The organism is Haloferax sp. s1 (genome assembly GCF_058382125.1).
This window is the reverse complement of record NZ_JBZRPK010000709.1, coordinates 1-19,863: the sequence shown is the minus strand read 5'-3', so window position 1 is coordinate 19,863 and position 19,863 is coordinate 1. Positions and strand designations below refer to the sequence as shown.

General features: G+C 58.8%; 17 protein-coding genes and 1 pseudogene. 6 read left to right on the top strand and 12 right to left on the bottom strand.

All coding sequences use genetic code 11. The features are described 5' to 3' along the window. The first annotated feature begins 187 nt into the window (after positions 1-187). The 4 genes from QT222_RS19795 (at position 188) to QT222_RS19780 (ending at position 4,473) form a co-directional block, all read left to right on the top strand. Complete coding sequence (locus QT222_RS19795) at positions 188-988, top strand: UbiA family prenyltransferase (RefSeq protein ID WP_491478149.1); 801 nt, start codon at positions 188-190, stop codon at positions 986-988. An 83-nt stretch (positions 989-1,071) separates the two neighbouring features. Then, positions 1,072-2,757, top strand: a complete 1,686-nt coding sequence (locus tag QT222_RS19790; protein ID WP_491478148.1) for a histidine kinase N-terminal 7TM domain-containing protein — start codon at positions 1,072-1,074, stop codon at positions 2,755-2,757. 148 nt (positions 2,758-2,905) lie between these two features. Next, entirely contained in the window at positions 2,906-3,940 is a 1,035-nt protein-coding gene (locus tag QT222_RS19785; protein ID WP_491478147.1) for a DUF4352 domain-containing protein, read from the top strand. 113 nt (positions 3,941-4,053) lie between these two features. Continuing rightward, complete coding sequence (locus QT222_RS19780) at positions 4,054-4,473, top strand: hypothetical protein (RefSeq protein ID WP_491478146.1); 420 nt, start codon at positions 4,054-4,056, stop codon at positions 4,471-4,473. A 28-nt stretch (positions 4,474-4,501) separates the two neighbouring features. Here QT222_RS19780 and QT222_RS19775 read toward each other — a convergent pair whose 3' ends face one another. Together QT222_RS19775 and QT222_RS19770 are read right to left on the bottom strand one after the other, a co-directional pair. Continuing rightward, on the bottom strand, positions 4,502-4,984 hold the full coding sequence (locus QT222_RS19775; RefSeq protein ID WP_491478145.1) for a hypothetical protein: 483 nt from the start codon (positions 4,982-4,984) through the stop codon (positions 4,502-4,504). Then, the gene (locus tag QT222_RS19770; RefSeq protein ID WP_491478144.1) at positions 4,924-5,826 is read right to left on the bottom strand and encodes a deoxyguanosinetriphosphate triphosphohydrolase family protein; all 903 of its coding nucleotides are present in this window, start codon (positions 5,824-5,826) and stop codon (positions 4,924-4,926) included. Before QT222_RS19770 ends, QT222_RS19775 begins: the two co-directional genes overlap by 61 nt. A 929-nt stretch (positions 5,827-6,755) precedes the next feature. Between QT222_RS19770 and QT222_RS19765 the strand changes: the two genes are divergently transcribed. Further along, positions 6,756-8,000 carry a phage NrS-1 polymerase family protein gene (locus QT222_RS19765; protein WP_491478143.1) on the top strand — a complete coding sequence of 415 codons (1,245 nt, stop codon included), beginning with the start codon at positions 6,756-6,758 and terminating at the stop codon, positions 7,998-8,000. Positions 8,001-8,210: 210 nt separating this feature from the next. Here the strand turns inward: QT222_RS19765 and QT222_RS19760 are convergent, their stop codons facing one another. The 10 genes from QT222_RS19760 to QT222_RS19715 form a co-directional block, all read right to left on the bottom strand. Next, complete coding sequence (locus tag QT222_RS19760) at positions 8,211-8,432, bottom strand: hypothetical protein (RefSeq protein ID WP_004057683.1); 222 nt, start codon at positions 8,430-8,432, stop codon at positions 8,211-8,213. A 672-nt stretch (positions 8,433-9,104) separates the two neighbouring features. Continuing rightward, positions 9,105-9,644 carry a DUF7261 family protein gene (locus tag QT222_RS19755; RefSeq protein ID WP_491478142.1) on the bottom strand — a complete coding sequence of 180 codons (540 nt, stop codon included), beginning with the start codon at positions 9,642-9,644 and terminating at the stop codon, positions 9,105-9,107. Next, positions 9,641-10,099 (bottom strand): DUF7262 family protein, encoded by a 459-nt coding sequence (locus QT222_RS19750; RefSeq protein WP_004057679.1) that lies wholly within the window; start codon positions 10,097-10,099, stop codon positions 9,641-9,643. Before QT222_RS19750 ends, QT222_RS19755 begins: the two co-directional genes overlap by 4 nt. Next, a complete protein-coding gene (locus QT222_RS19745) occupies positions 10,092-10,775 on the bottom strand; it encodes a DUF7263 family protein (RefSeq protein WP_491478141.1) in 684 nt (227 codons plus the stop codon). The genes QT222_RS19750 and QT222_RS19745 overlap by 8 nt, the downstream gene beginning before the upstream one ends. Then, entirely contained in the window at positions 10,772-11,299 is a 528-nt protein-coding gene (locus tag QT222_RS19740; protein ID WP_491478140.1) for a DUF7266 family protein, read from the bottom strand. The genes QT222_RS19745 and QT222_RS19740 overlap by 4 nt, the downstream gene beginning before the upstream one ends. Continuing rightward, positions 11,292-12,035: a DUF7289 family protein gene (locus tag QT222_RS19735; RefSeq protein WP_491478139.1), complete on the bottom strand. Its 744-nt coding sequence runs from the start codon at positions 12,033-12,035 to the stop codon at positions 11,292-11,294. Before QT222_RS19735 ends, QT222_RS19740 begins: the two co-directional genes overlap by 8 nt. Further along, complete coding sequence (locus QT222_RS19730; RefSeq protein WP_491478138.1) at positions 12,032-13,951, bottom strand: type II secretion system F family protein; 1,920 nt, start codon at positions 13,949-13,951, stop codon at positions 12,032-12,034. Before QT222_RS19730 ends, QT222_RS19735 begins: the two co-directional genes overlap by 4 nt. Continuing rightward, positions 13,948-16,284, bottom strand: a complete 2,337-nt coding sequence (locus tag QT222_RS19725) for a type II/IV secretion system ATPase subunit (RefSeq protein ID WP_179955355.1) — start codon at positions 16,282-16,284, stop codon at positions 13,948-13,950. Before QT222_RS19725 ends, QT222_RS19730 begins: the two co-directional genes overlap by 4 nt. 265 nt (positions 16,285-16,549) lie before the next feature. Then, positions 16,550-18,310, bottom strand: a complete 1,761-nt coding sequence (locus QT222_RS19720; protein WP_491478150.1) for a histidine kinase N-terminal 7TM domain-containing protein — start codon at positions 18,308-18,310, stop codon at positions 16,550-16,552. Positions 18,311-18,401: 91 nt separating this feature from the next. Next, a complete protein-coding gene (locus tag QT222_RS19715) occupies positions 18,402-19,289 on the bottom strand; it encodes a UbiA family prenyltransferase (RefSeq protein ID WP_179955356.1) in 888 nt (295 codons plus the stop codon). Positions 19,290-19,640: 351 nt separating this feature from the next. On the opposite strand from QT222_RS19715, the pseudogene QT222_RS19710 reads away from it, so the two are divergent. Beyond that, positions 19,641-19,863 (top strand): annotated as a pseudogene (locus QT222_RS19710) (zinc ribbon domain-containing protein); the annotation flags it as partial.

The window sequence follows — 19,863 nt, the reverse complement described above, 5'->3', positions numbered from 1 at the left end:
GTCATCGACGGCGGGTGTGGGATTACAACGTTCATGGCTCCGCCGTAGTGATAAAATGTCAAATAAACAAAATCATGTCACGGGTGGCGTACTAAATCCAGAACTCATACACGAAATCTCGAAATGGGTTGTCGGGGTCGTCGGACAGACGGTCAATGTATTTCGGTACAGTTCGGCGTATCTTGCAGTGATTGCGGTCGTTCAGGTGATGCTCGTCACGAGGGCGTTGTCGTTGGACGTCACGCTTGCTCCGGTGGTTGTTGGGTTGGTGACGTTCGCAGTCTATCTCGGAGACCGAATCGCTGATGCCGACACCGACGCGGAAACGACGCCCGACCGGGCGGCGTTTATCCAACGACACGAACGCACGCTGAACCACGTGGTTTCGCTGTCGTACGGTGTTGCTGTCGCGCTCTCTGTCCTCGGTGGACCACTTGCGTTGGTACTGACGCTCCTTCCCGGCGTGTTTTGGGTTCTCTACGCGTCCGACTGGCTCTCGACCCTTACTGCCCAGTTCCGCCGTCTCAAGGATGTTTTGCTCGTGAACTCGTTCGTCGTCGCGTTCGCGTGGGCCGTGACGCTGACTGCTCTTCCGCTCACATTCGCTGACGCGCCAGTCACACCGGCCGCCGTCGTCGTGTTCGCGTATTATCTCCTCGGTATCTTCGTCAACGTCGAGATTCCCAACGTCCGCGATACTGCTGGTGACCGCGCTATCGGCGTCGAGACACTTCCCGTCGTACTCGGTGTTACCCGAACTCGTCGCGTCCTGTACGGGATTGATATCGTGACAGCACTCATGCTCGTCGGTGCTGCATTGTGGGGACTTCTTGCCCCGCTGTTCGTCGCGGCACTCCTCGTCGGTCTCGCGTTTTCCGTCTGTGTTACGTCCTTGGTGGGTCGGACCGCTCACGGCGATGCACTCACGCTCGCGGCCGAATCTGAATACGTGGTCGTTGCTGCCGTCTTAGCTCTAGTCATCCTCTAATTGGTACAAAAATATAGATACATTACATTTTTTGGTGAATCTACTGGTGTTTATTATACTTCGAATGGGTCGTACTGCCCACGATGGTCCCTATTACCCCACTCACCCTGGTGTTACTCGCCACAATCGTTATCGGGGTCGCAGCGACGCTCACCGCGTGGCGGGCCCGACCGGAGCCGGGGTCGTTCCCGCTTGTCGCCATGCTTGCGGGACAAAGTTGGTGGTCAATTTGCCTCGTGTTGCAGATTCAAGCGACGACGCTCCACGAAAAACTATTCTGGGTTGCTGTTTCGTGGCTCGGTGTTGTCGTTATTCCTGTGGGGTGGCTCGCATTCGCGCTTGATTACACTGGTCGCGACAAGTACCTTCAGCCCCGATACCTCGTGCTCGCCAGCCTTATTCCCGCTATCACGGTTATTCTGACACTGACCGGCGAGTACCACGACTTGCTCTATCGTGAGTCTACCCTCATCGTCCAAAACGGGGCCTTCCGTCTCGACCAGTCTGTTGGCCCGTGGTTTTGGGTTATTACGGGCTACACCTATCTGCTTGGCTTGCTCGGGAGTATCCCGATTTTCGGTATGTTGACGAGTGAGATGCGCCCGTTCCGTGGGCAGAGCGTCGCGCTTCTCCTCGGGACGCTCGCACCGTGGGCGAGTAACGTGTTCTACCTGCTCGGTATTTTCGACACGTCCGGTCTCGACCCGACTCCAGTTGCGTTTTCGGTATCCGGTGTCGCCTACCTCGCCGCAGTCACTCGGTTTCGGCTCTTCGGGGCGAGTCCGTCACCGACACATCGGGCTCGCAGACTCGTCTTCACACAGATGCACGACGGTGCCGTCGTCGTCGACCGACACGACACGATTGTCGATATGAACGAACCGGCGGAAGACATCCTTGGAACCAACGCCACGACCGTTCTCGGGATGCCCTCGGACAGTATCATCCCGTCGTACGATGAGTTACCGGTAGACGGGGAGGTTTCCGAGCCGATTTCGATTGAGACATCTTACGGAACGGACCGCTACGACGTTTCTGTCACGCGCATCGACGACGTTCACGGTCGGTTCCTCGGGTGTCTGATTTCGTTTCACGATGTCAGTGAGATTCTACGCGAGCGGCAGCGACTCAAAGTACTCAATCGAGTACTCCGGCACAACCTCCGGACGGAAGCGAATCTCATCTCGGGATATGCCGATCTGGTCGCCGATACCGAAGGAACTTCAGAAAGCCAGCTTATAAAGAAACACACCCAGCGTATCATCGATGTCGGTGACAAAGGTCGGGCGATTGTCGACCTGTTCGAGACCAACTGGACGGCGAAGCAACCCCGTTCCGTTCCGGAACTGCTCGATGCGTGTGTGACGGAGGTCGCCAAAACGTATCCTGACGCGCGTATCAGCACAGGAAACGTATCGCCCGACATCGTCGTTTCGCCCGTCCTCAAGCCCGTTCTCGTGAACCTCATCGAAAACGGTGTCGAGCACAATGCCAACGACGAGCCGTGGGTTCAGATTTCCACTCGAATCGACGATACCACGGTCGAGTTCCAGGTCATCGATGACGGCGACGGAATCGGTGAGTACGAACGTGAAGTGCTCGAACACGGTGACGAGACGCCGCTCGAACACGGAAGCGGACTGGGTCTGTGGCTCGTTCGGTGGGGCGTCGATATCGCCGACGGTGAATTGCGTTTCGAGAACCGACAGACAGGTGGGTCAGTGGTGACGGTTCGGGTGCCGCGGTTGTCGGTAGCCGAACGAAACTGACCACACCTTGCGGTACTCCGACTTGGCAACAAACGTCGGGTCCGCTTCGGACTGTGTCGTCCCGAGACGTACTCGGTGAAGATGACAAAATTATAAACTCTATTATTGTTCTAGAATACGTTATCAATACTCCAACAGGACCTGTTTCATGAACCGGCGAACATACCTCGGTCTGGTGGGTACCACTGTAGGACTGTCCGGATGTACGGGCGGTGGCGACCAGCCCCGAACCGACACGGACACAACCGAACCCCGAACTCAGGGTCCGACTCCACAAACGGCGGTCGAAACGACGGTCGATAACGTCTCGGAGGGGTCCGGCGAATACGGACTGGACGTTGCCGAAGCGACGGTCGGAGAGGTGTTCGGAGACGAGACGCTTGCAATGGTCATTCGCTCCATCGAGCGGGTGAGTCAAATCGGGGCCTTCAAGCGGGCCGACGATGGCAAGGTCTTCTTGAAAGTTCGACTCGCGGTGAAGAACGTCACCTCGGACGAGTACCTCGCCTTCTCGGGGAAGAGCCAAACCCGCGTCGTCGACGCCGAGAAACAGGCCTATCAACAGACCCAGACGTTCGACCAATCCGGGAAACAGTTCACTGCCGGACAACTCGTTCCCGGAGAGGTTTCGCGAGGGGATTTGGCCTACGAGATTCCGGAGGATGCGTCCGACCTCAAACTCCGATTCGACTTCTTAGCGTCCGACCCCTTCTCGTACGACCGGGTTGTTGTTCCTCTCGGTGACTCACCGAACTCACCCGAGGACGTTATACAGGATTTTCAGGTCCATGTCGCCTCCCCCGGAGAAGCAATCGAATTCAACGGCATCAGCGTCACCGTCAATTCGGTGGATATCGCCGGGAACGTCGGGAGTTCGAACGCCGGTGATGGCAAGGAGTACGCGATTGTCGATTTCTCGGTGGAAAACAAGACTGACGAACAACAGCAACTCTCGTCGCTCCTCCAGATGTGGTTGAAAGACGGCGCGGGATTCCCCTACTCCCAAGATATCGTCGCAACGTCGCAGCTTTCGGAACCGTACGAGGATAACTACATCGACAGCGGAGACACTCAGCGCGGCAAATTGGCGTATAATGTGGCCGAGGGTGCTGCGCCGCTCTACTGGACGCTCGATTTTGACCTGATGAAAGAGGCTGATAAAGGCATCTGGAACGTTCGGTAGGCGTTGGGCGCTTGGTTAGCTCTCTTTTTTGTAGCGAGTTACGGTCTAGGTGTTTAGTTGTGGTTTGATTGTTCGGTGTAAGAATCATGTACTCTCGCCACTATCATTCATTAATGATTTATGAGGATGGTAATAGATACGCAGTTCAGAGAGCGCGCTACCTTGCAAGGAAAACAGACTTGAGACAGGTCGAGGGCGAAACTGTTGCGTATTGTGAAAGAGGATACTCAACGCTGGGGATTGCAAAGAGAACGGATACAACGCAGTCTACAGTTCAGGATTATCTTGAACTCGCAGAGGCACTCTACGGTTGGGAAGCTACGACCACCAAAGTACTCCCCGGCGAACAGCCACCTGATTTAGAACAGGTGTCACCAGGATACCATAGGACACTGAAGACTAGACAGTCAAAGCTTGATTGGCTTGAAACGGTGAGAAAGCACGAGTCTCGTCTTCCTCAGGAATGGGTTGCAAAAGTCTTAGCAGAAGCAAGAGAGGATGGGTTTACTCACAAAGATACAAGATCTAAGTAAGTGCGGGGGAGATCCGGAAAACAGAACTTCAACGGACAATTTCGTCAACTAATGAGCCAGGTGAATGGCCTTGGAGCCGCTTGTACATGGCACTGACCTGTTTTTCAGTCATCGATGTGATCATATCTGCGACAACCCGTGCATTCTGAGTTTCAGTAGCGACTTTGAGATTCTCTTGTAATCGGTCCCGGTATGGCTCTGGAATCGCGCTTATACCTGGTTTTCCAGACTCTTCGTACAACGCGTTGAATACGACCCGGATGATCCGACGTTGCCCATGTCGTTGAGCATTCAATGACGGGTTTGAGAGCACGTAGTAGCGCGTGATGCGCTTCAATACCTGAATTGTCTCTTCGACGTTATCGTCTCGTTCTAGGTCGAACTCGTCATCAGTTAGGTCAATTATGATTGGGGGTTCCGTCCCTTCAGAACCATTAATAAAATCAGAAATCAGATTGGAGTCAAACTGAGCAATTGCGATTCGTTGTTCTTCACTATTCGTATATGACATTTAAGCGGATCTCTTGCATAGTTGCTATTGATATCGTTTAGGACTCTCCTGACATTATCTGCGATTTCTTCTTTCCCCTCCTCTCTGAGATATTGCTCAATATTGCTTGTCTCTTCATCAACCCTGTAATTCTGTTCTGCCTCAACCAAGAGGCGGTCTAATGGAATGAGACCACTCCGATAGAAATCATCGATATCGTGGACTGCGTACGTGACATCGTCTGCATATTCCATGATCTGTGCTTCGAGCGATTGCTTTTCTGTACGGTTCGATCCTTCCCGAGCGAACTCGAATGCCTCTTTTTCGCTTTTATAATAACCCCACTTGTCCTTGTTTGGCTTTTCCGAGCGCGCCCAGGGATACTTAATCGTCGCGTTGAGCGTTGCTCGCGTTAAGTTGAGGCCGAATCCTTCCTCTCTGTGGTTTGCGAGTCGGGTGAGGATACGGAATGTCTGTGCGTTCCCTTCGAATCCCAATTCATTCGGTGTGTGTTCTTCTTGCAGGAGTCGATTCAGTTCACGTTCAGCAACATGGCCGAATGGTGGATGGCCAATATCGTGGGCGTAGCAGGCGGCGATGACTACCTGTGTATCTAATTCCCTCTCAATTTGTTGATGAGCGTATTCCTGTCTTAGCAGCTCAGCGATTGACTCACCGAATTGTGCAACCTTGAGTGAGTGAGTTAACCGGTCATGATACAGGTACGATTCCCCAACGTGTGCGATCTGGGTGACGTCTTTTAACCGACGGAATTCTGGTGCGTACGTGATCCGATCTCGGTCTCGACGGAATGCACTTCGATATTCTTCCTCTGTTTCGGTGTATTGACGATCTGTTCGCATGGCTCATACGAGATCATCCTGAATGGATGAATCTCTAGATATGTAGTATGTTCCCAATGCACATACAAATGTCTATGTACGAATGGTTGGAGTATGTTGTCTGAAATATTCGCAGATACTATCAACTAGATCTGTGCGGAGGCAGAATCTAACCGGATTCGCAGCGAAGTTCCTAAAGTTAGAACTAGGTTATCAATCATCGTTCTTCAGTGGCAACAACGAAAACCCGAAGCCGAGCGACCCTACATCATTCCGGCTTGACGACAATCGTCAAGTCCGTTTTGGATGCAAAGCAGTTACTTCGAATACCAACCCCTGTTTCAGGCGGAATACACCCCTCACATCTCCCGCAACAAGACCTCCTAAGCAACCATCGCCAGCCAACACCCAGCGGCCATCGAACAGGGGGAGTAGAGCGTCGCCGAAAGCCCCCACCACTTCCGGTCGAATCGGAGGTAAAAATAGGGCGTCACAGCCATCGTACGTGGGGGAGAGGGCAGTCATCGACAGTGTGATTTACGGTGGCAATCGTGAGGAGTGGGCGGCAAATACGTGCGAAAATCGGGGAGAGACGCCGAATCGAAATCAGTCGATACACCCCCAGTACAAGCGGGTGTAACGGGTATTCGGAAATATAGGGATTGGGTGTGGGCGAAGACGCAGGTCGATACAACGGCATCGAATCGAGCGGTGGGCATCCGGAAATCACAGGTGAGGCGAGCCAGGAAGCAGCAACGTGAGGTGAGAGGAACAGGGCACTGACTGTACCGGCGTGCATCGAGGCGTCTGTGTACACCCTCGAAACGAACGGGTGTGAGAAGCGACTCACGAGACACCCCACAGAATGGGTGTACAAACGACGGTGAATACGACGAGCGTGTCGCGGCACGAAACACCTTACTAACCCCCCACGAGACCACGCAGTAGCGATGACGCCACCACTCCCGACGCGGGCTGCGATGCCGGACGAACTTCTCGACCGAGCCCAGTGGGTGGGGTGGCAAAAACAGACGCGCGGTGGAGATGAAACGAAGGTTCCGCTGGACGTAACCGGTGGGTATGCATCGGCGACAGACGCCGCGACGTGGACGACATTTGACGAGGCGCTGGCGTACGCAACAGACGGGCCTGCGGATGGCGTGGGATACGTGTTCATCGACGACGACCCCATCGTTGGTGTCGACCTCGACAAGTGTCGCAACAGCGAGACGGGAGCGACCGAAGCGTGGGCACAAGAGATAATCGACCGCCTGGATTCCTACACAGAAGTCAGTCCATCAGGCACCGGCTATCACATTCTCGTTCAGGGCTCGCTTCTACCCGACGGCAATCGCACAGGCAACCTCGAACTGTACGAACACGCGCGATTCTTCACGATGACAGGCGACCGCGTCGACGACACACCACCCAAGGTGGCCGAGCGGACCGCAGCGCTCGCGGAGATACACAGCGCGTACTTCGAGACGCCAACAGACGCCGAGCCACCACGCGCCACACAGGGCCACACAGAGAGAACACAAGCGGAACCACCGAACGAGACATCCGAGCGTGGAAACGACCTCACAGACGACGACGTGATTAGACGCGCATCGAACGCTGCAAACAGCGTGAAATTCCGCCGCCTGTGGGGTGGGGACGCGAGCGCGTACGACAGTCGCTCAGACGCCGACATGGCACTGTGTTCGTTGCTGGCGTTCTGGACGGCAGGGGACGCTACCCAGATGGACCGCCTGTTTCGCGACTCCGGACTGTATCGCGAGAGATGGGACGAGGTGCACTTTGCGGATGGGTCGACCTACGGCGAGAAGACAATCGAGCGGGCGGTATCGGGGACGAGCGAGTTTTACGACCCGACAGGATTTTCGAGTGCAGTTCGACGTTCGACAACGCGGACGGACCTGTCTCGACGGGCAGAGCGTGACCGACGTGAGAAAACCGATTCGGGGACAGCGCCACGAGAGACAACGACGCCTCAGGACGGGCCTACTGACGACCATCTCGACCGGCTCGACGAGCTGCAAGAACACCTCGAATCAGTGCTCGAAGAAAACGAGCGTCTCGAAGCCGAACTCGAACGCGAACGCGAGCGACGACGTGAACTAGAAGCGCAGTTGGAGGACGTGGCTGACGATGCAGACGATGGCGGGTGGTCGCTGTTTGGGTGGTTGCGGTAGGGTGGTGGTTTGCGTCGGTAGGTGATCAACGGAGAGTCATCCGAGAATGGTTCAGAAGAGCGTTACTGCGTGAACTCAGATGGCTACCGAGCCGATCTCAGTAGAGCAATTAATGAAGCTCAATATCTACTTACTTGTTTACTATAGACGTCACGTACTCTTTCCTGTCGCCGGCGTTCGCAGCGCTACTCAGTAAAGGGGCGTGCAACATCACTCTGCATCTGGTGTGGGCTTGAACAACGCTATTATGTCAATAAGGTCGAATGCGATGACGCCGAGTCCACTCAAAACCCAGATGAATGTGACAACAACTGTAGAGAGGGTGTATTCACCAGCGATGACACGCTGTAGAACGCCGAAATACACCATCCCAGCAGTGAACAGTGCGTAGTAGAGGTTATTGAGTAGAAGTCTTGTAGCCGTTCGATTCATTTGGGTTGCACATCCTAACCAACTATGCATCTAGTAATAATGTTTTTGCCACAATATGAAATGATTGAAATTTTATAAAATGTATACATTTGTCATACTTAGTAGGGTACGAATATATTTCTGACACTAAACACGAAATCGACATTTTCCAGACACCGGCCTCACGTGGCAACAACAAAAAGCCGTCCATCACGACACAGAATATAGAAGGTGGCGACACTATCGGCCATATCAGTATAAATGCAAAGAATGGCGAAGTGAACAAACAGTCAACACAGATCTCTTCGGCGAATGAGAAGAGTAGTGACGTAAGTATCCAAAAAAGTGGAGGTTGCAACAGCGGATTTTCAGCAGAATTAACACATCCATTAATATTTTTATACTAATTCGGAATTGATGAATTGTGTCCTGTATATGTAGAATAGAATGCTCTGCTTACCAGTATCAACAATGTCTGTTTTACAGATCTCCTGCAATCAACGTGTTATGACCGCTAGTGAATAGTTATCTTCGAACGCCCCCGCGTTGACGAGTCGAGGGCCTCCGTGCGCGCCTCGGCCATCGTCCTGCGGTGCTACTGTCGGCCGTCTTCCTCGTCGACGCGGCCCCGTTCAGTCCACCCGGTTACGAAGCATTCGACAGGTGGCTCTATTGTCGTCGGAAAAATCCCCGTCACTCCGGCCTAAAGACGAACGTCAAGTCCGTCTCGGACTGCGGCGTCCCGATTCGCACGTCGACGAGGACGGCGACGATAGCGGTCTCTCCGGCGCGCTCCTGAACGACCACGCTGTCGTCTGCGACGCACTGGCCGAAGTCGCGGTACGTGCTCTCGGGGCAGTTTCTGAGCGCCCATCCCGCGGCGACCGAGTTGTTAGTCGAGAGTGACACACCACCGGAACCGGTGTGTGCGTGTTCGATTCGCGTGAGCGACGGGTCGAGTTGCGACCTGAAGTCTGCGACCGCCGACTCCCTCGCGGCCCAACTGTACCGGCCTGCGACATCCGCGGTCGCGGCCTCGACAGCGTCGTCCGTTGCCGCGGCCACGTCATCAACCGGCGGGGCGGCGTCCGTGACGGCGTAGCCGAGTTGCGCGTGTACGAGCACGATGGTAAGTAACGCGACTACGACGACTGCGCCGGAGACGAGGACGAGTTGCCCGCGGTCGGTGCTCGTCCTGCCCGTCTCGTCGCTCCCGCTGAACAGTCGGCTCACGGGTACCACACCTCCAGCGTCGCGGTACAGCGAGGCACCGCAACCGATGCGGTTCCGACCCGCGCCGTCTCCGGTGGTTGGGTACCGACCGTTCCAACGTCGGTTCGGAGCGAGACGAACGCGCCGGTCGGAAGCCCTGCTGTCGCGACCTCGTGTAAGCGCGCCGCTCGGGCGTCGAAGTCACCCGGCGAAGCGCAGGCCGCTCCGAGGAACGTTCCCGGTCCGTCGGCAGGCACGTCCGCGACGAGCGCCGCAGCGTCCGTCGCCCGCTGGTCGAGAGCCGTTTCGGTCCCTACGGGTGCAGTCGGCGTCAATGAGAAACTCGCCGCGACGGCGAGGATAAACAGCGTCGCCACCGCCGCCTCGACCATCGTAAGCGAGAGTTGACCGCGAGACTCGTTCGACAGTACGTCGGAACCGCCACGACCGCGGTCGAATCCGAGCGGGTCACGCATCGACGGTCACCTCGATTCGGGCCGCTTCCGTCTCGAACACCGTTGCGGTTGCAGTGACGCTACCCGTTGGGGCGGGACCGACTCGCTCGACGCGAATCACCGGGTCGGCGTAGTCGGTGACGTTCACGGTGTGCGTGCCCTCGATTCCGGTCGGTCGGTGCAGGACGACCCTGTCGCCGACGCGAATCGTTCGGACCGTCGTATCCGGGTCGGGGTTCACGTCGAACTGAATTCGGTTCGTTCGACCATTGAGGGTCGCCGCATCGCTGTCGTTGAGGTCGATTGTCTCGCTGGCAGTGCGCGTCTCGATGGCGACCGCACCCCGTGAGACGGTGGTCCCGCCCTGCGGGTCACCTTGGGCGGCTATCGTCTCTCCGTCGACTCGGACGCGGAAGTCGACGCTTCGAAGCGTGGGCACGGCCGTCGCGAGTTCGCTGGCATTCGTCTTGTTTACGAGCGACTTATCGATGCGTCCCTGCGCCGTCGTTAGCGGCGAGTCGGTGACGAGCGCGTCCGCTGCACGTTCGGCTTGGTGCTGTTCGAGCGGGTCGTTCGTTGCGTCTGCGAGTGTTCGGTCGGCGACGACGATACTCCCCGCAGTGACGGTCGTCACGAGGACGAGCGCTACTGCGAGACCGGCGAGCGTCGTCTGTGCGCGGGCCGTCGCGGTCGTCACTGCCCGCCTCCGTTCGAGAGTTCAACTGCCGTTTCGTCGTCATCGACGACGACGCGGACGACGCAGTCGGTACCGCTGTCCCACGTGCCAGAGACGCTCACTGATTCAGGGAGCGTGACCGGTAGTTGTCGGTCGAACGCGTCGTTCGGGTGGTCGAGAACGAGCGCGGGCGCAGTCACGTTGGCGTCGATGGCGAGCGTGGCATTCTGCACGAACTCGATTCGGTAGGTGCTCCCGCGAATCGACCGCGGAATATCGACGGTCGCTTGGTGAGTTCCGCGAACTGCCGCGTCGGGAACCGTCGCAGTCGTTTCGACGCGCTCCGCTGCCGTCGAGAGCGTTTTGTCGGCGAGTTCGTGGCCGACTGCGTCGCGGTGGTCGGGGACGACGCCGCCGAAGAGGATGGTCGTCAATAGCCCGATGAACAGCACGACGATTGCGGCTTCGAGGGCCTTGCCGACGACCGGGACGACGGCGCGCCGGGCAGTCTGAAATGAGGTCGTCGTTCCGTGTTCCTCAGCCACGGTCGACCACCACCGTGAGGTCGTACCGGGCTAACGTGAGCGTCCGGTCGTCGGGGACGGTCACGACGACGCTCTCGACGCCATCGTCGTCGTAGTCTGTGCGCGTTGGGGTGAAGCCGCGGCGCTCGAACGCTCGTTCCCATGCACTTGGGACCGCGGTCTCGATGGCGACGGTGTAGGTGTCGGTGGGGAGGTCGACCACGGTTCGATTGGTTCGCGTTCGGAGTGTTGCCCCCGAACCGAGTCCGCCACCGTCGGTCGAGTTAGTTGTCAGCACCGGAAGCGCGAGAAACGCTGCGTCACCGGCGAGCGAGAGCGGAACTGGTGTGGCGAGGGTGGCGCTTTCTCCCGTTCCGCGGGCCACCGCCCCGCCGATGAAGGCGACTCGGTGGCCACCCAATTCGGCGGCGTAGCCGTCGGCGTCGTAGGTTCGGTTGGTTCCCGATTCCGAGAGGATTCGGACGGTTCGGTTCACTCGCGAGAGGTCGCCGTCGGTGACGCGAACCGGATGGCTACCATTCGTGCCGGCGAAGACGCCATCTCGGAGGTCGGTGAAACCCTCGACGGCGGCGTCCGCGTCGGCGGTCGCAACTTGTGCGTCAACGAGCGTTCCGACGCTCGCGGTCAAGAGACCGATGGCGACGACGCCGATTCCGAGGAGGAGCGCGACGCCGACGACGTTCGATTGGGCGCGGGTACGGGCTGTCCCGTTCAGTTGGGTGAGGACGCGGCTCATATCAGTCCGACCCCCGCGTAGACCATGTAGCAGGCGGCGACCAGCGCAGCCGAGTGAAGGAACGCTTCGTAGCGACCTCGACTCGCCGTTCCGGCGAACCATCCGGAGGCGAGCATGGTCGCCTGCGTGACGACGTACATCCGATAGCGGTCGCGTTCGAGGTCGACCGCGCCCGCGTTGATGGCGAACGACCCGCTCGTCGAGAGCGACGAGAGTTGTGCGAACCCGTCGAAAACGTGGACGTTGACGGCGACAGTGATGCCGATGACCAACAGCGCGGTCGTCCAGCCGACGGCAACGTAGACGAGTAGCCCAGACCGAAGTGCGCGCTTTTCGTGGTAGAGGCGGCCGATTTCGGTCTGGAGCGTGTCGAAGACGGTGCCGGTGTCGCTGCCGCCGTCGAGCGCGCCGACGACGAGCCCGATGGTTTGCTCGGCCATCGGTGTCCCGACGCGTTCGACGAGTCGTTCGAGTGCGGCGGTTCGGAGGTTCACGTCGGTGCCGGAACTCGGCGCGGTGAACCGAAGGTTGAGCGCGAGGTCGGCCACGTCGCTGTCGAGCGGGCCGAGGTCGACGTCCTGTCCGACGTTCTCGACTGCCTCTGCGAAGGGGCGGCCGAGACTGACGTGTCCCGAGACGGCGTGGACGAAGTCCTTCAATTCGCGGTCTTTCGCGTCGTCGATGCGGGCGCGGCGGACGCCCACGAGACCGACCGGCGTCGCGTAGGCGACGTACCCGGCGAGGGAGACGCCGACCGCATCCGCGCCAACGAGGGCGGCGACCCCGGCGACGAGCAGTGCCGAAGCCACGAACACGACCGCGGCGCTGGCCGGGTTCGTGAGCGTCGTGGTGAGGGTGTTGAATGCCGTAGTTGGCCTGTCGTATTCGACGGACTGGTCCGGTGGCCGGAGACCGGAAATGAGAAGGCTCGCACCGAGTCCGACGCCGATGATGAAGACGGCGCTCGAATAGACGACGACACCCCGAGTAGTGGTTTGCCCGAGCGGCGTGACGACCGGCTCGGAGAGTCCGGGCGCGATGACGCTCATCACCGTGAGGACGATGACGAGGAGCGACGGCAGCACGAGGAGCACGATGAACAATTCGGCGAGGAGTTCGAGGAAGCCCTCGGCGCGTTCGCGGGCGCGGTCCTGTCGGTGGCCGAGCATCCGACTCTCCATCCGGAGGTAGTTTCTGAGGGCGTCGTCGCCCTGTCCGGCGTGTTCGCGGAACTTCAAGAGGAACGGCGAGAGCACCCCCTCTGAGGGAGTGTCGCGGGCGACTCGGCGGAGTCCTTCGTTCACGTTCCCGGTCAGCGAGGCCGTGTTGAGGACGCTGCGGAAGGCGATTGCCGTTTCGCCGTACGCGCCGGTCTCGGCGACTCGGCGGAGCATCTCGCGCGGTCCGTCGCTCCCGGACGAGAGGACGTGCAGGTAGCGAACTGCACCGGGAAGCGTCCGCTCGATGTTCTCTCGCCGGGCGGTTGCTCGCCACCCGAGGTATCTCCCGGCGACCAGGAGAACGGCGCGCCGGGTCGCAACGGCCGCGCCGAGCGCGAACACCGCCGCCACTGGCAGACGCGGGACGACGGGTATCGGAACGTGCTCGAAGAGCGGCAGTGCCGCGCGGAGTACGTTGAGGACGGCATCGACGGTCGAATCGGGCACCGCGAGTACGACGAGCACCGTCGGGAATGCGACAAACAAGCCGGTCGCCCACGCGAGTCCGTAGGCTCGCGCGAGGTAGAGGTCGAAACTCATCCGCATGTCTGTCCCGCGGTAGCGGCGACGGTCTCGGTCGTGCCGCGAGGCGTCGACGTGTCTCGCGAAGAGGGCATAGAGCGCTCTGTCGAGGACCGAAAGCGAGCGGACCCGTCCGACACCCCGGTCGTCGCGTACGGCGTCGAACTCGGTCACGGCTCTCGTCCCTCGGTGTCGTCGCGGCCGTCGCCAGTTGCGCCGCTGTCGGTGCGCTCTGCCATCCGGCGGCGGACGCGCTCGACGGTCGCTGCCTCGTCCGTTCGAAGGTCCGAAAGGAACCCGAACAGTTGGTTCACGTCGGTCACCTGCTCGCGGACGAGATACTCGACGTATCGGTGTTTCCGGTGGAACTCGCGTTCGACCGCCTCTACGTCTCGGTCGGTTGCTTCGGCGATGCGGTGGAACAATCGGATACCGACGCGCCGGTGGTCGTCACCCAACTGCGGGTGTTCGTACGAGAGGTCGAACGAGCCATCGGGTGACCGACGGGCGATGGTGTTCCAGTGGAGTGTCCGGCCGTCTTTCTCGATGACGCCGCGGCGACCCCACGTTTCGTTGTACTCCGATTCGGGGACGAGTTCGACGACTTCGGCGACGTATCGCTCGCCGTCGACCTTGTGCGGGAACACGACGAGGTCGAGTTCGCGGAGCAGGTACGGCGGTAGCCCCTGCTCGATGACGCGGTTGACGAGCGTCTCGATGTCCGCGGCGTGAGTGGTTCCGATAACGCCGTGGCCGGTGTTTAGCGTCTCTGCGAAGGTGGCGAACGACGCCGGCGTGTTGATTTCGGCGATGACCTCGACATCGGGATTGAGGTAATTCGCCTCGGTCATGAGGTCGGCCATCGAGACGCGCTTGAACTCGGATTCGTGGTCACGCGTCGTGAGCGAGACGCCCGTCTCGTGCGGAAGGTGGACCTCACGGGACCCCTCGTCGATGCTGATTGGCCGGTGGTCGTAGGGAATGAACGGCATGTGCGCGTTCATTAATGTAGTTTTGCCGACACCTGTTGCGCCCGAGAACAGCACGACGCGGTGGTGTTCGTAGCAAAGCCAAAGCAGCGTCACGAGTTCTGTCGAGAGTGAGCCACCCTCCACGAGGTCGATTGGGGTGAGCACGTCGCCGGACTGCTTGCGAATCGAGACGTGTGGCCCGCCTTCTGAGATGACTGGGAGCGCCACGGCACACCGAATCGTCTCGTCGGTGTCGCTCGTCTCGGGGTCCCCACCGGTTGCACCGGGGCGGAGATTCACCTTCGCACTCGGATTCGAGGCGTTCAACTCCACGCCGTCCGCTGCGGCGAGTTGTGTCACGACGTTCGTAAACTCCGTTTCGTCCTCGAAGACGAGATTCGTCGGAACGCGAAGCCCGCCACGGCCGGTCACGTCAGCCCGCGGGATGACCTTCACGCGTTCGCCGACGCGGTTCGCTTCGATGTCTTCGAGATGCGGGTCGCGGATGGGAACCGTGAGAATCCCCTCGCCGACGTAGTCGCGGAGGACGTAGTAGACGAGGTCGTCGAGGCGGTCCTCGGCGAACCGGCGGTCGACCGGCGGCAGGGTAAGCCCGTACTCTGAAAGCGCCGACTGGACACGGAACTTCGTAGCGTCGACCCACGCTCTCGTGTTCCGGGCGGTGAGTCGCCGCGAAAGGAACTCGCGCGCCCTGTCGCGGACGAATCCGATACGGTCGGAGACCACATCGTCGACGTTCGCTTCCCAGATTCGCTCTTTACATTCCTCGATGAGTTCGGTGTCACCCGGAACGAGGTCGGGTTCGAGGACCGCGTACTTGGTGGCAAAGCGGTCGTCGCCGAGCAGCCGGTCGCGGTAGACGACCACATCCACATCGTATCCAGCGAAGGGGACGGTGTAGTGTTCGACCCGCTCGGCGGCGATGCGGTCGGCAAACGCCACGTCAGAATCGAATGCCGTCGTCGCCGGGGCGAAGTCTTCGGTGTGAACGACCAGACACTCCGACCCGTCTCCACGGCCAGCATCGACGACCTCGATTCGGTCGTCGAGCGCGAGCGGCGTGACCTCGCCGAGTAAGCGGAGGTCAGAGAGCGCATGGTGTTCCACGCGCCTGCGAGCGGGCGGCGTGAGGTCGAGTAGCCTGTCGAAGATACGCCGGTATTTCGGGGAAAGTCCCGCTTCAGCGCGTGCGGCCGCTCCTTCGCGAGTGAGCGGCCGCCGCTGGACGACCGTCGAGAAGTGGTCACGAACAGTCTCCAGAGCGTCGGACTCGCGAGCACCGACAGTTGGCTCTCGAACATCGTAGTCGAAACCGTGGTCGGCGTCGCTGATGGTGACGACAGTATCTGCTGCGACTTCGTACTGGGACCGAACAGACGGTGCGTACCACGCGGCAGGGTCGTCCGGTGGTACCGGTGCTGGAACGCTGCCTTCCTCGTGGGGCGTCGAGGAGGCACCAAATTCGAGGGTTGGAGTGGGTGGCTCCACCTCATCGTTCTCACCTTGGGTAGGCATACTCCGGTGTTGTCTGAGTTCAGTATTTAAGGTTTAACCGAGTGTGTTGAGCAACCTCAAAGAGAGGGTTAACTCCGGAAATCGGCCTCACAAGGCAATAATTAGTCATCCTGTAGTTATTAATTACTCCAAATATTGTATCGTATTCTAACAGCACACACCAACAAGGATATCAATGTTGAAAACTAGGTGTAGGGTATCTTCACCGACTGACCAATCTTGGACAGTCGGCCACTACTCGCCTCCTCACCTCGCTTCAGACACCTTACTCAGTGTCAGTCTTATTCACCGTCGAACTCTTGCGTGACACCGGAATTCGGAGGACAACTTCTGACCCAGTCGGCTTCCGTTGATTGAACTCGACTGTTCCACCGAGTTGGTCAACGCCCCACTTCACCAACCAGAGACCGAGCCCGCTGCCGTGTCTGAGTGGCGTTTCGCCGTGGGACTGGATGGCAGCGAGTTCGCTCATATTGATTCCCGGACCCTCGTCTTCGATGCGAAGTTTGAGTGTGTCGCTGTTGACCGTTGCCGTCACTGTGACAACTGGTGTTGTCGAATCGTTGTGTTCGACACCGTTTTCCAGAAGCTCGGCGACGATTGGTTCGAGCATCGGCGCGCAGACGTAGTCGTTTTCGGGAAGCGACGCCAGTCGAATGTTTGATTCGGGGAAGTCGGTTCGGATAGTGTCCGCGGCGGCCCGTATCTGGACCGAGACGGGGAGTAGTTGCACATCCCCAGTATCGTCATCTCTCCGCGTCGTACCGAGTTTTCGCGCCTTTTTGCCGATGTTTACGAGCGTGGCCGCGTGGTTCTGGACAGTTTCCGCGTGCGAACGCGCGGACTCGAGCGACCCCGACTCGATATTTTCCAAGACGAGGGTGGCGTAGCCTTCGAGGAGGTTTGCTTCGGTTCGGAGGTTGTGCCGAAGGACGCGGTTCATCACTTCGAGTTGCTGGTGATTCAACCGACGGTCGGTCACATCCCGGAAGACGAGCGCGTTGCCGATGGCGCGGTTATGGTGGTCGGTGAACTCGCTGGTCCGGAGTTCGAAGTCTCGCTGGCCACCGCCGAGCCTGATTGTAACTTGGTCGCCGACCGGTTGGCCGGGCGTGATATCTTCGATGACCTCGGAGACGGTGCGTCCTTCGAGTTCGTCGGCGGAACGGCCGAGGATGGCAACTGCCGATTCGTTCAGGGCGATGACGCGCCACTTCGTGTCGGTCACGATGACCGCGTCAACCATGGATTCGACCACACGTTCGCAAGCAAACCACTTCGGGATTGGGCGCGCTCCGAGGAGGTCGTATCGACGGAGTGCCACCGCGTACGCCAGTCCTGCAAACGTGAAGCCTGCAGGCGTCATATCGATGGAAGACCCGTACAGTTCGAGAAACGTCGTGGCGACATTTGCGAGGACCGGCATTAGCGTCCCGAGGATGAGCGTAATCGCCTGCATTCGGTACATCGTTGGCATGTTGAATGCCGTCCGAAAGAGGACAATCGCACCGGAGAGCCAGAGCAGATAGCTGTATCCGAGGGCGACCCAGTAAAGCGGTCCCCACTCATGCTGAAGGATGCTGATTATCCCCTTCACGGCGGGAACGACATCTACCGCCGACCACATGAAGTGGTGTGCAGGATTCGTCCAGACGGCGACGAGCGCAACCATCGGAATAAACGAGATGAGGATAGTCATACCGGGCGTCGTATACCGGTCGTGCCCGGTGTACGCGAACGCGAAGACGAACCACGCGATTGGCGCAGTGAGGACGCCAATCCACTGGATGCTTGCGAGGACGAGTTTGAGGCCGAGGTCTGCGACGATGAGTTCGGCGATGTATCCCATCGACCACAATCCACTTGCGGCGGCAAGTACGATCAGACCGGGGGCACCCGGTGTTTTCCGGTGCTTCCAAGCAATCGTGGCGGCACCAACGCTGACAATTCCCGCGACGACGATGAGCCCAACAGCAATCGTGACTACTGGTTCTGATTGTGCGATAAGTTGCACATCCCATCTCATGCCCGGTATTGGCCCATGTAGCGCCAATTCCCCGACGTTCGTACTCACTATACAAACTTTCTCTCCGAGCGACAAAAGGGTATGTGCGTAGTTAGACAGGGACGAGGGATAGTCCGTGGGCTGCGACAACTACGCCAAGGACCATCAGTACACCTTCTCCGTCTCTGAGCGTGCAGAGTCGCTCCACCGACCGGTTCGTACCGGTAAGCGCGTAGGTAATCCACACGGAGTACACGGTGGCGGGAAGGAGCGCGATGGGTGCCCAGAGAGGGACGTAATCGAGCCACGCGGCACCGACAACAAACCCCAGTGAAACCAGTTCCATCGCGTAGAGAATCAGTTGGGTCCGACGAACACCGACAGCCGTTGGGAGGGTTGCGACTCCGTTTTCTTTGTCACCTTCGACATCCCTCACGTTGTGAACTTCGACCGAAATCGCAGAGCGGAGGAAAAACCAGACCGCGGCGACGACGGCCCCGGCGATGTAGCTCGGCTCCGCTGCCGCAACCGCGAACGGGACGAATGCAACGAGGACCGCCCACGCGAGTGCGACGACGGTCGTATTGACGAGAAAGATGTCTTTGAGCCGGTCGGCAGACGGAATCGGCAGGAGCGGTAAACTGTAGAAAACGGCAACGACGCCGGGAAAGAGCGTCAGTCCAAGCCCGTAGACACCGCCGCGTTGGATTGCGAGTCCGAGCGCGCCGATGATGGCGAGCGCCGAGAAGGCGGTGTACATCCTTGGATGCGCCGCGATGAAGGCGGTTCGACCGACGTAGTTCGCTTCGTCGGCGTCGAGGTCCGCGAGTTTGTCGAAGTTGTAGATGCCGACGGTAATCAGGAATCCGACGACGAGGGCTGCGTTCGGACTGATGCCCGCGAGGGACGACGCGACGTATATTTCTCCGATGGTGGCCACGCCGAGGAACACCGAACTGTGCACTACTGCTGCGTATAGCCGCTTTGGGACAATTCGCATCGCATGCGTAATCGTGTCTGCCGAGAATTAGTTATGAAGTGTCATTTATGATGATGGAATTGCTAGGCAGTTCTTGTTACTCTCGTGAATATCACCATCTCTGTCACGGTTATCGACGGATGCGGCGGCGTTATCGACCACAAAATAGACCCGTTTGAGTCGGCTGTTTCAGGAGTTTGGTCCACCTGACGTGTCCGGATGACGACGGCGGGACCGCGCGTCGAGTTCACAGTGTTAGTAGCACACTTCGCGCGTTTCGCAACTCGTTATCCGGTGACTGCGGGCGGATGACCTGGACCATCACACCGACTCAGTGTGTACATTTAGGGACTTCAGGCGTGGATATCGGGTATGTCAGCGCCTTCCGACGACCAACCGACCCGAGACCGCGGCCCGAACGAAGTGTTTTGCCGCGACTGCGGCGCGGTTATCGACGAGCGGGCTGAGATTTGCCCCGAGTGCGGAGTTCGCCAGCGCGACCCGCCGCAGTCATCGGTCGACTCCGCGGTAGACGACCTGTTTGAAGGAGGGAACCCATTCATTGCGGCGCTTCTATCCGCTCTCTTCCCCGGGT

Excerpts from the sequence above, each read along its gene's own strand:
- QT222_RS19720 (WP_491478150.1), bottom strand. The coding sequence starts at position 18,310 with ATGAGATGGGATGTGCAACTTATCGCACAATCAGAACCAGTAGTCACG.
- QT222_RS19785 (WP_491478147.1), top strand. The coding sequence starts at position 2,906 with ATGAACCGGCGAACATACCTCGGTCTGGTGGGTACCACTGTAGGACTG.
- QT222_RS19735 (WP_491478139.1), bottom strand. The coding sequence starts at position 12,035 with ATGAGCCGCGTCCTCACCCAACTGAACGGGACAGCCCGTACCCGCGCC.
- QT222_RS19725 (WP_179955355.1), bottom strand. The coding sequence starts at position 16,284 with ATGCCTACCCAAGGTGAGAACGATGAGGTGGAGCCACCCACTCCAACC.
- QT222_RS19775 (WP_491478145.1), bottom strand. The coding sequence starts at position 4,984 with ATGTCATATACGAATAGTGAAGAACAACGAATCGCAATTGCTCAGTTT.
- QT222_RS19780 (WP_491478146.1), top strand. The coding sequence starts at position 4,054 with ATGATTTATGAGGATGGTAATAGATACGCAGTTCAGAGAGCGCGCTAC.
- QT222_RS19760 (WP_004057683.1), bottom strand. The coding sequence starts at position 8,432 with ATGAATCGAACGGCTACAAGACTTCTACTCAATAACCTCTACTACGCA.
- QT222_RS19765 (WP_491478143.1), top strand. The coding sequence starts at position 6,756 with ATGACGCCACCACTCCCGACGCGGGCTGCGATGCCGGACGAACTTCTC.
- QT222_RS19750 (WP_004057679.1), bottom strand. The coding sequence starts at position 10,099 with ATGCGTGACCCGCTCGGATTCGACCGCGGTCGTGGCGGTTCCGACGTA.
- QT222_RS19770 (WP_491478144.1), bottom strand. The coding sequence starts at position 5,826 with ATGCGAACAGATCGTCAATACACCGAAACAGAGGAAGAATATCGAAGT.
- QT222_RS19790 (WP_491478148.1), top strand. The coding sequence starts at position 1,072 with ATGGTCCCTATTACCCCACTCACCCTGGTGTTACTCGCCACAATCGTT.
- QT222_RS19715 (WP_179955356.1), bottom strand. The coding sequence starts at position 19,289 with ATGCGAATTGTCCCAAAGCGGCTATACGCAGCAGTAGTGCACAGTTCG.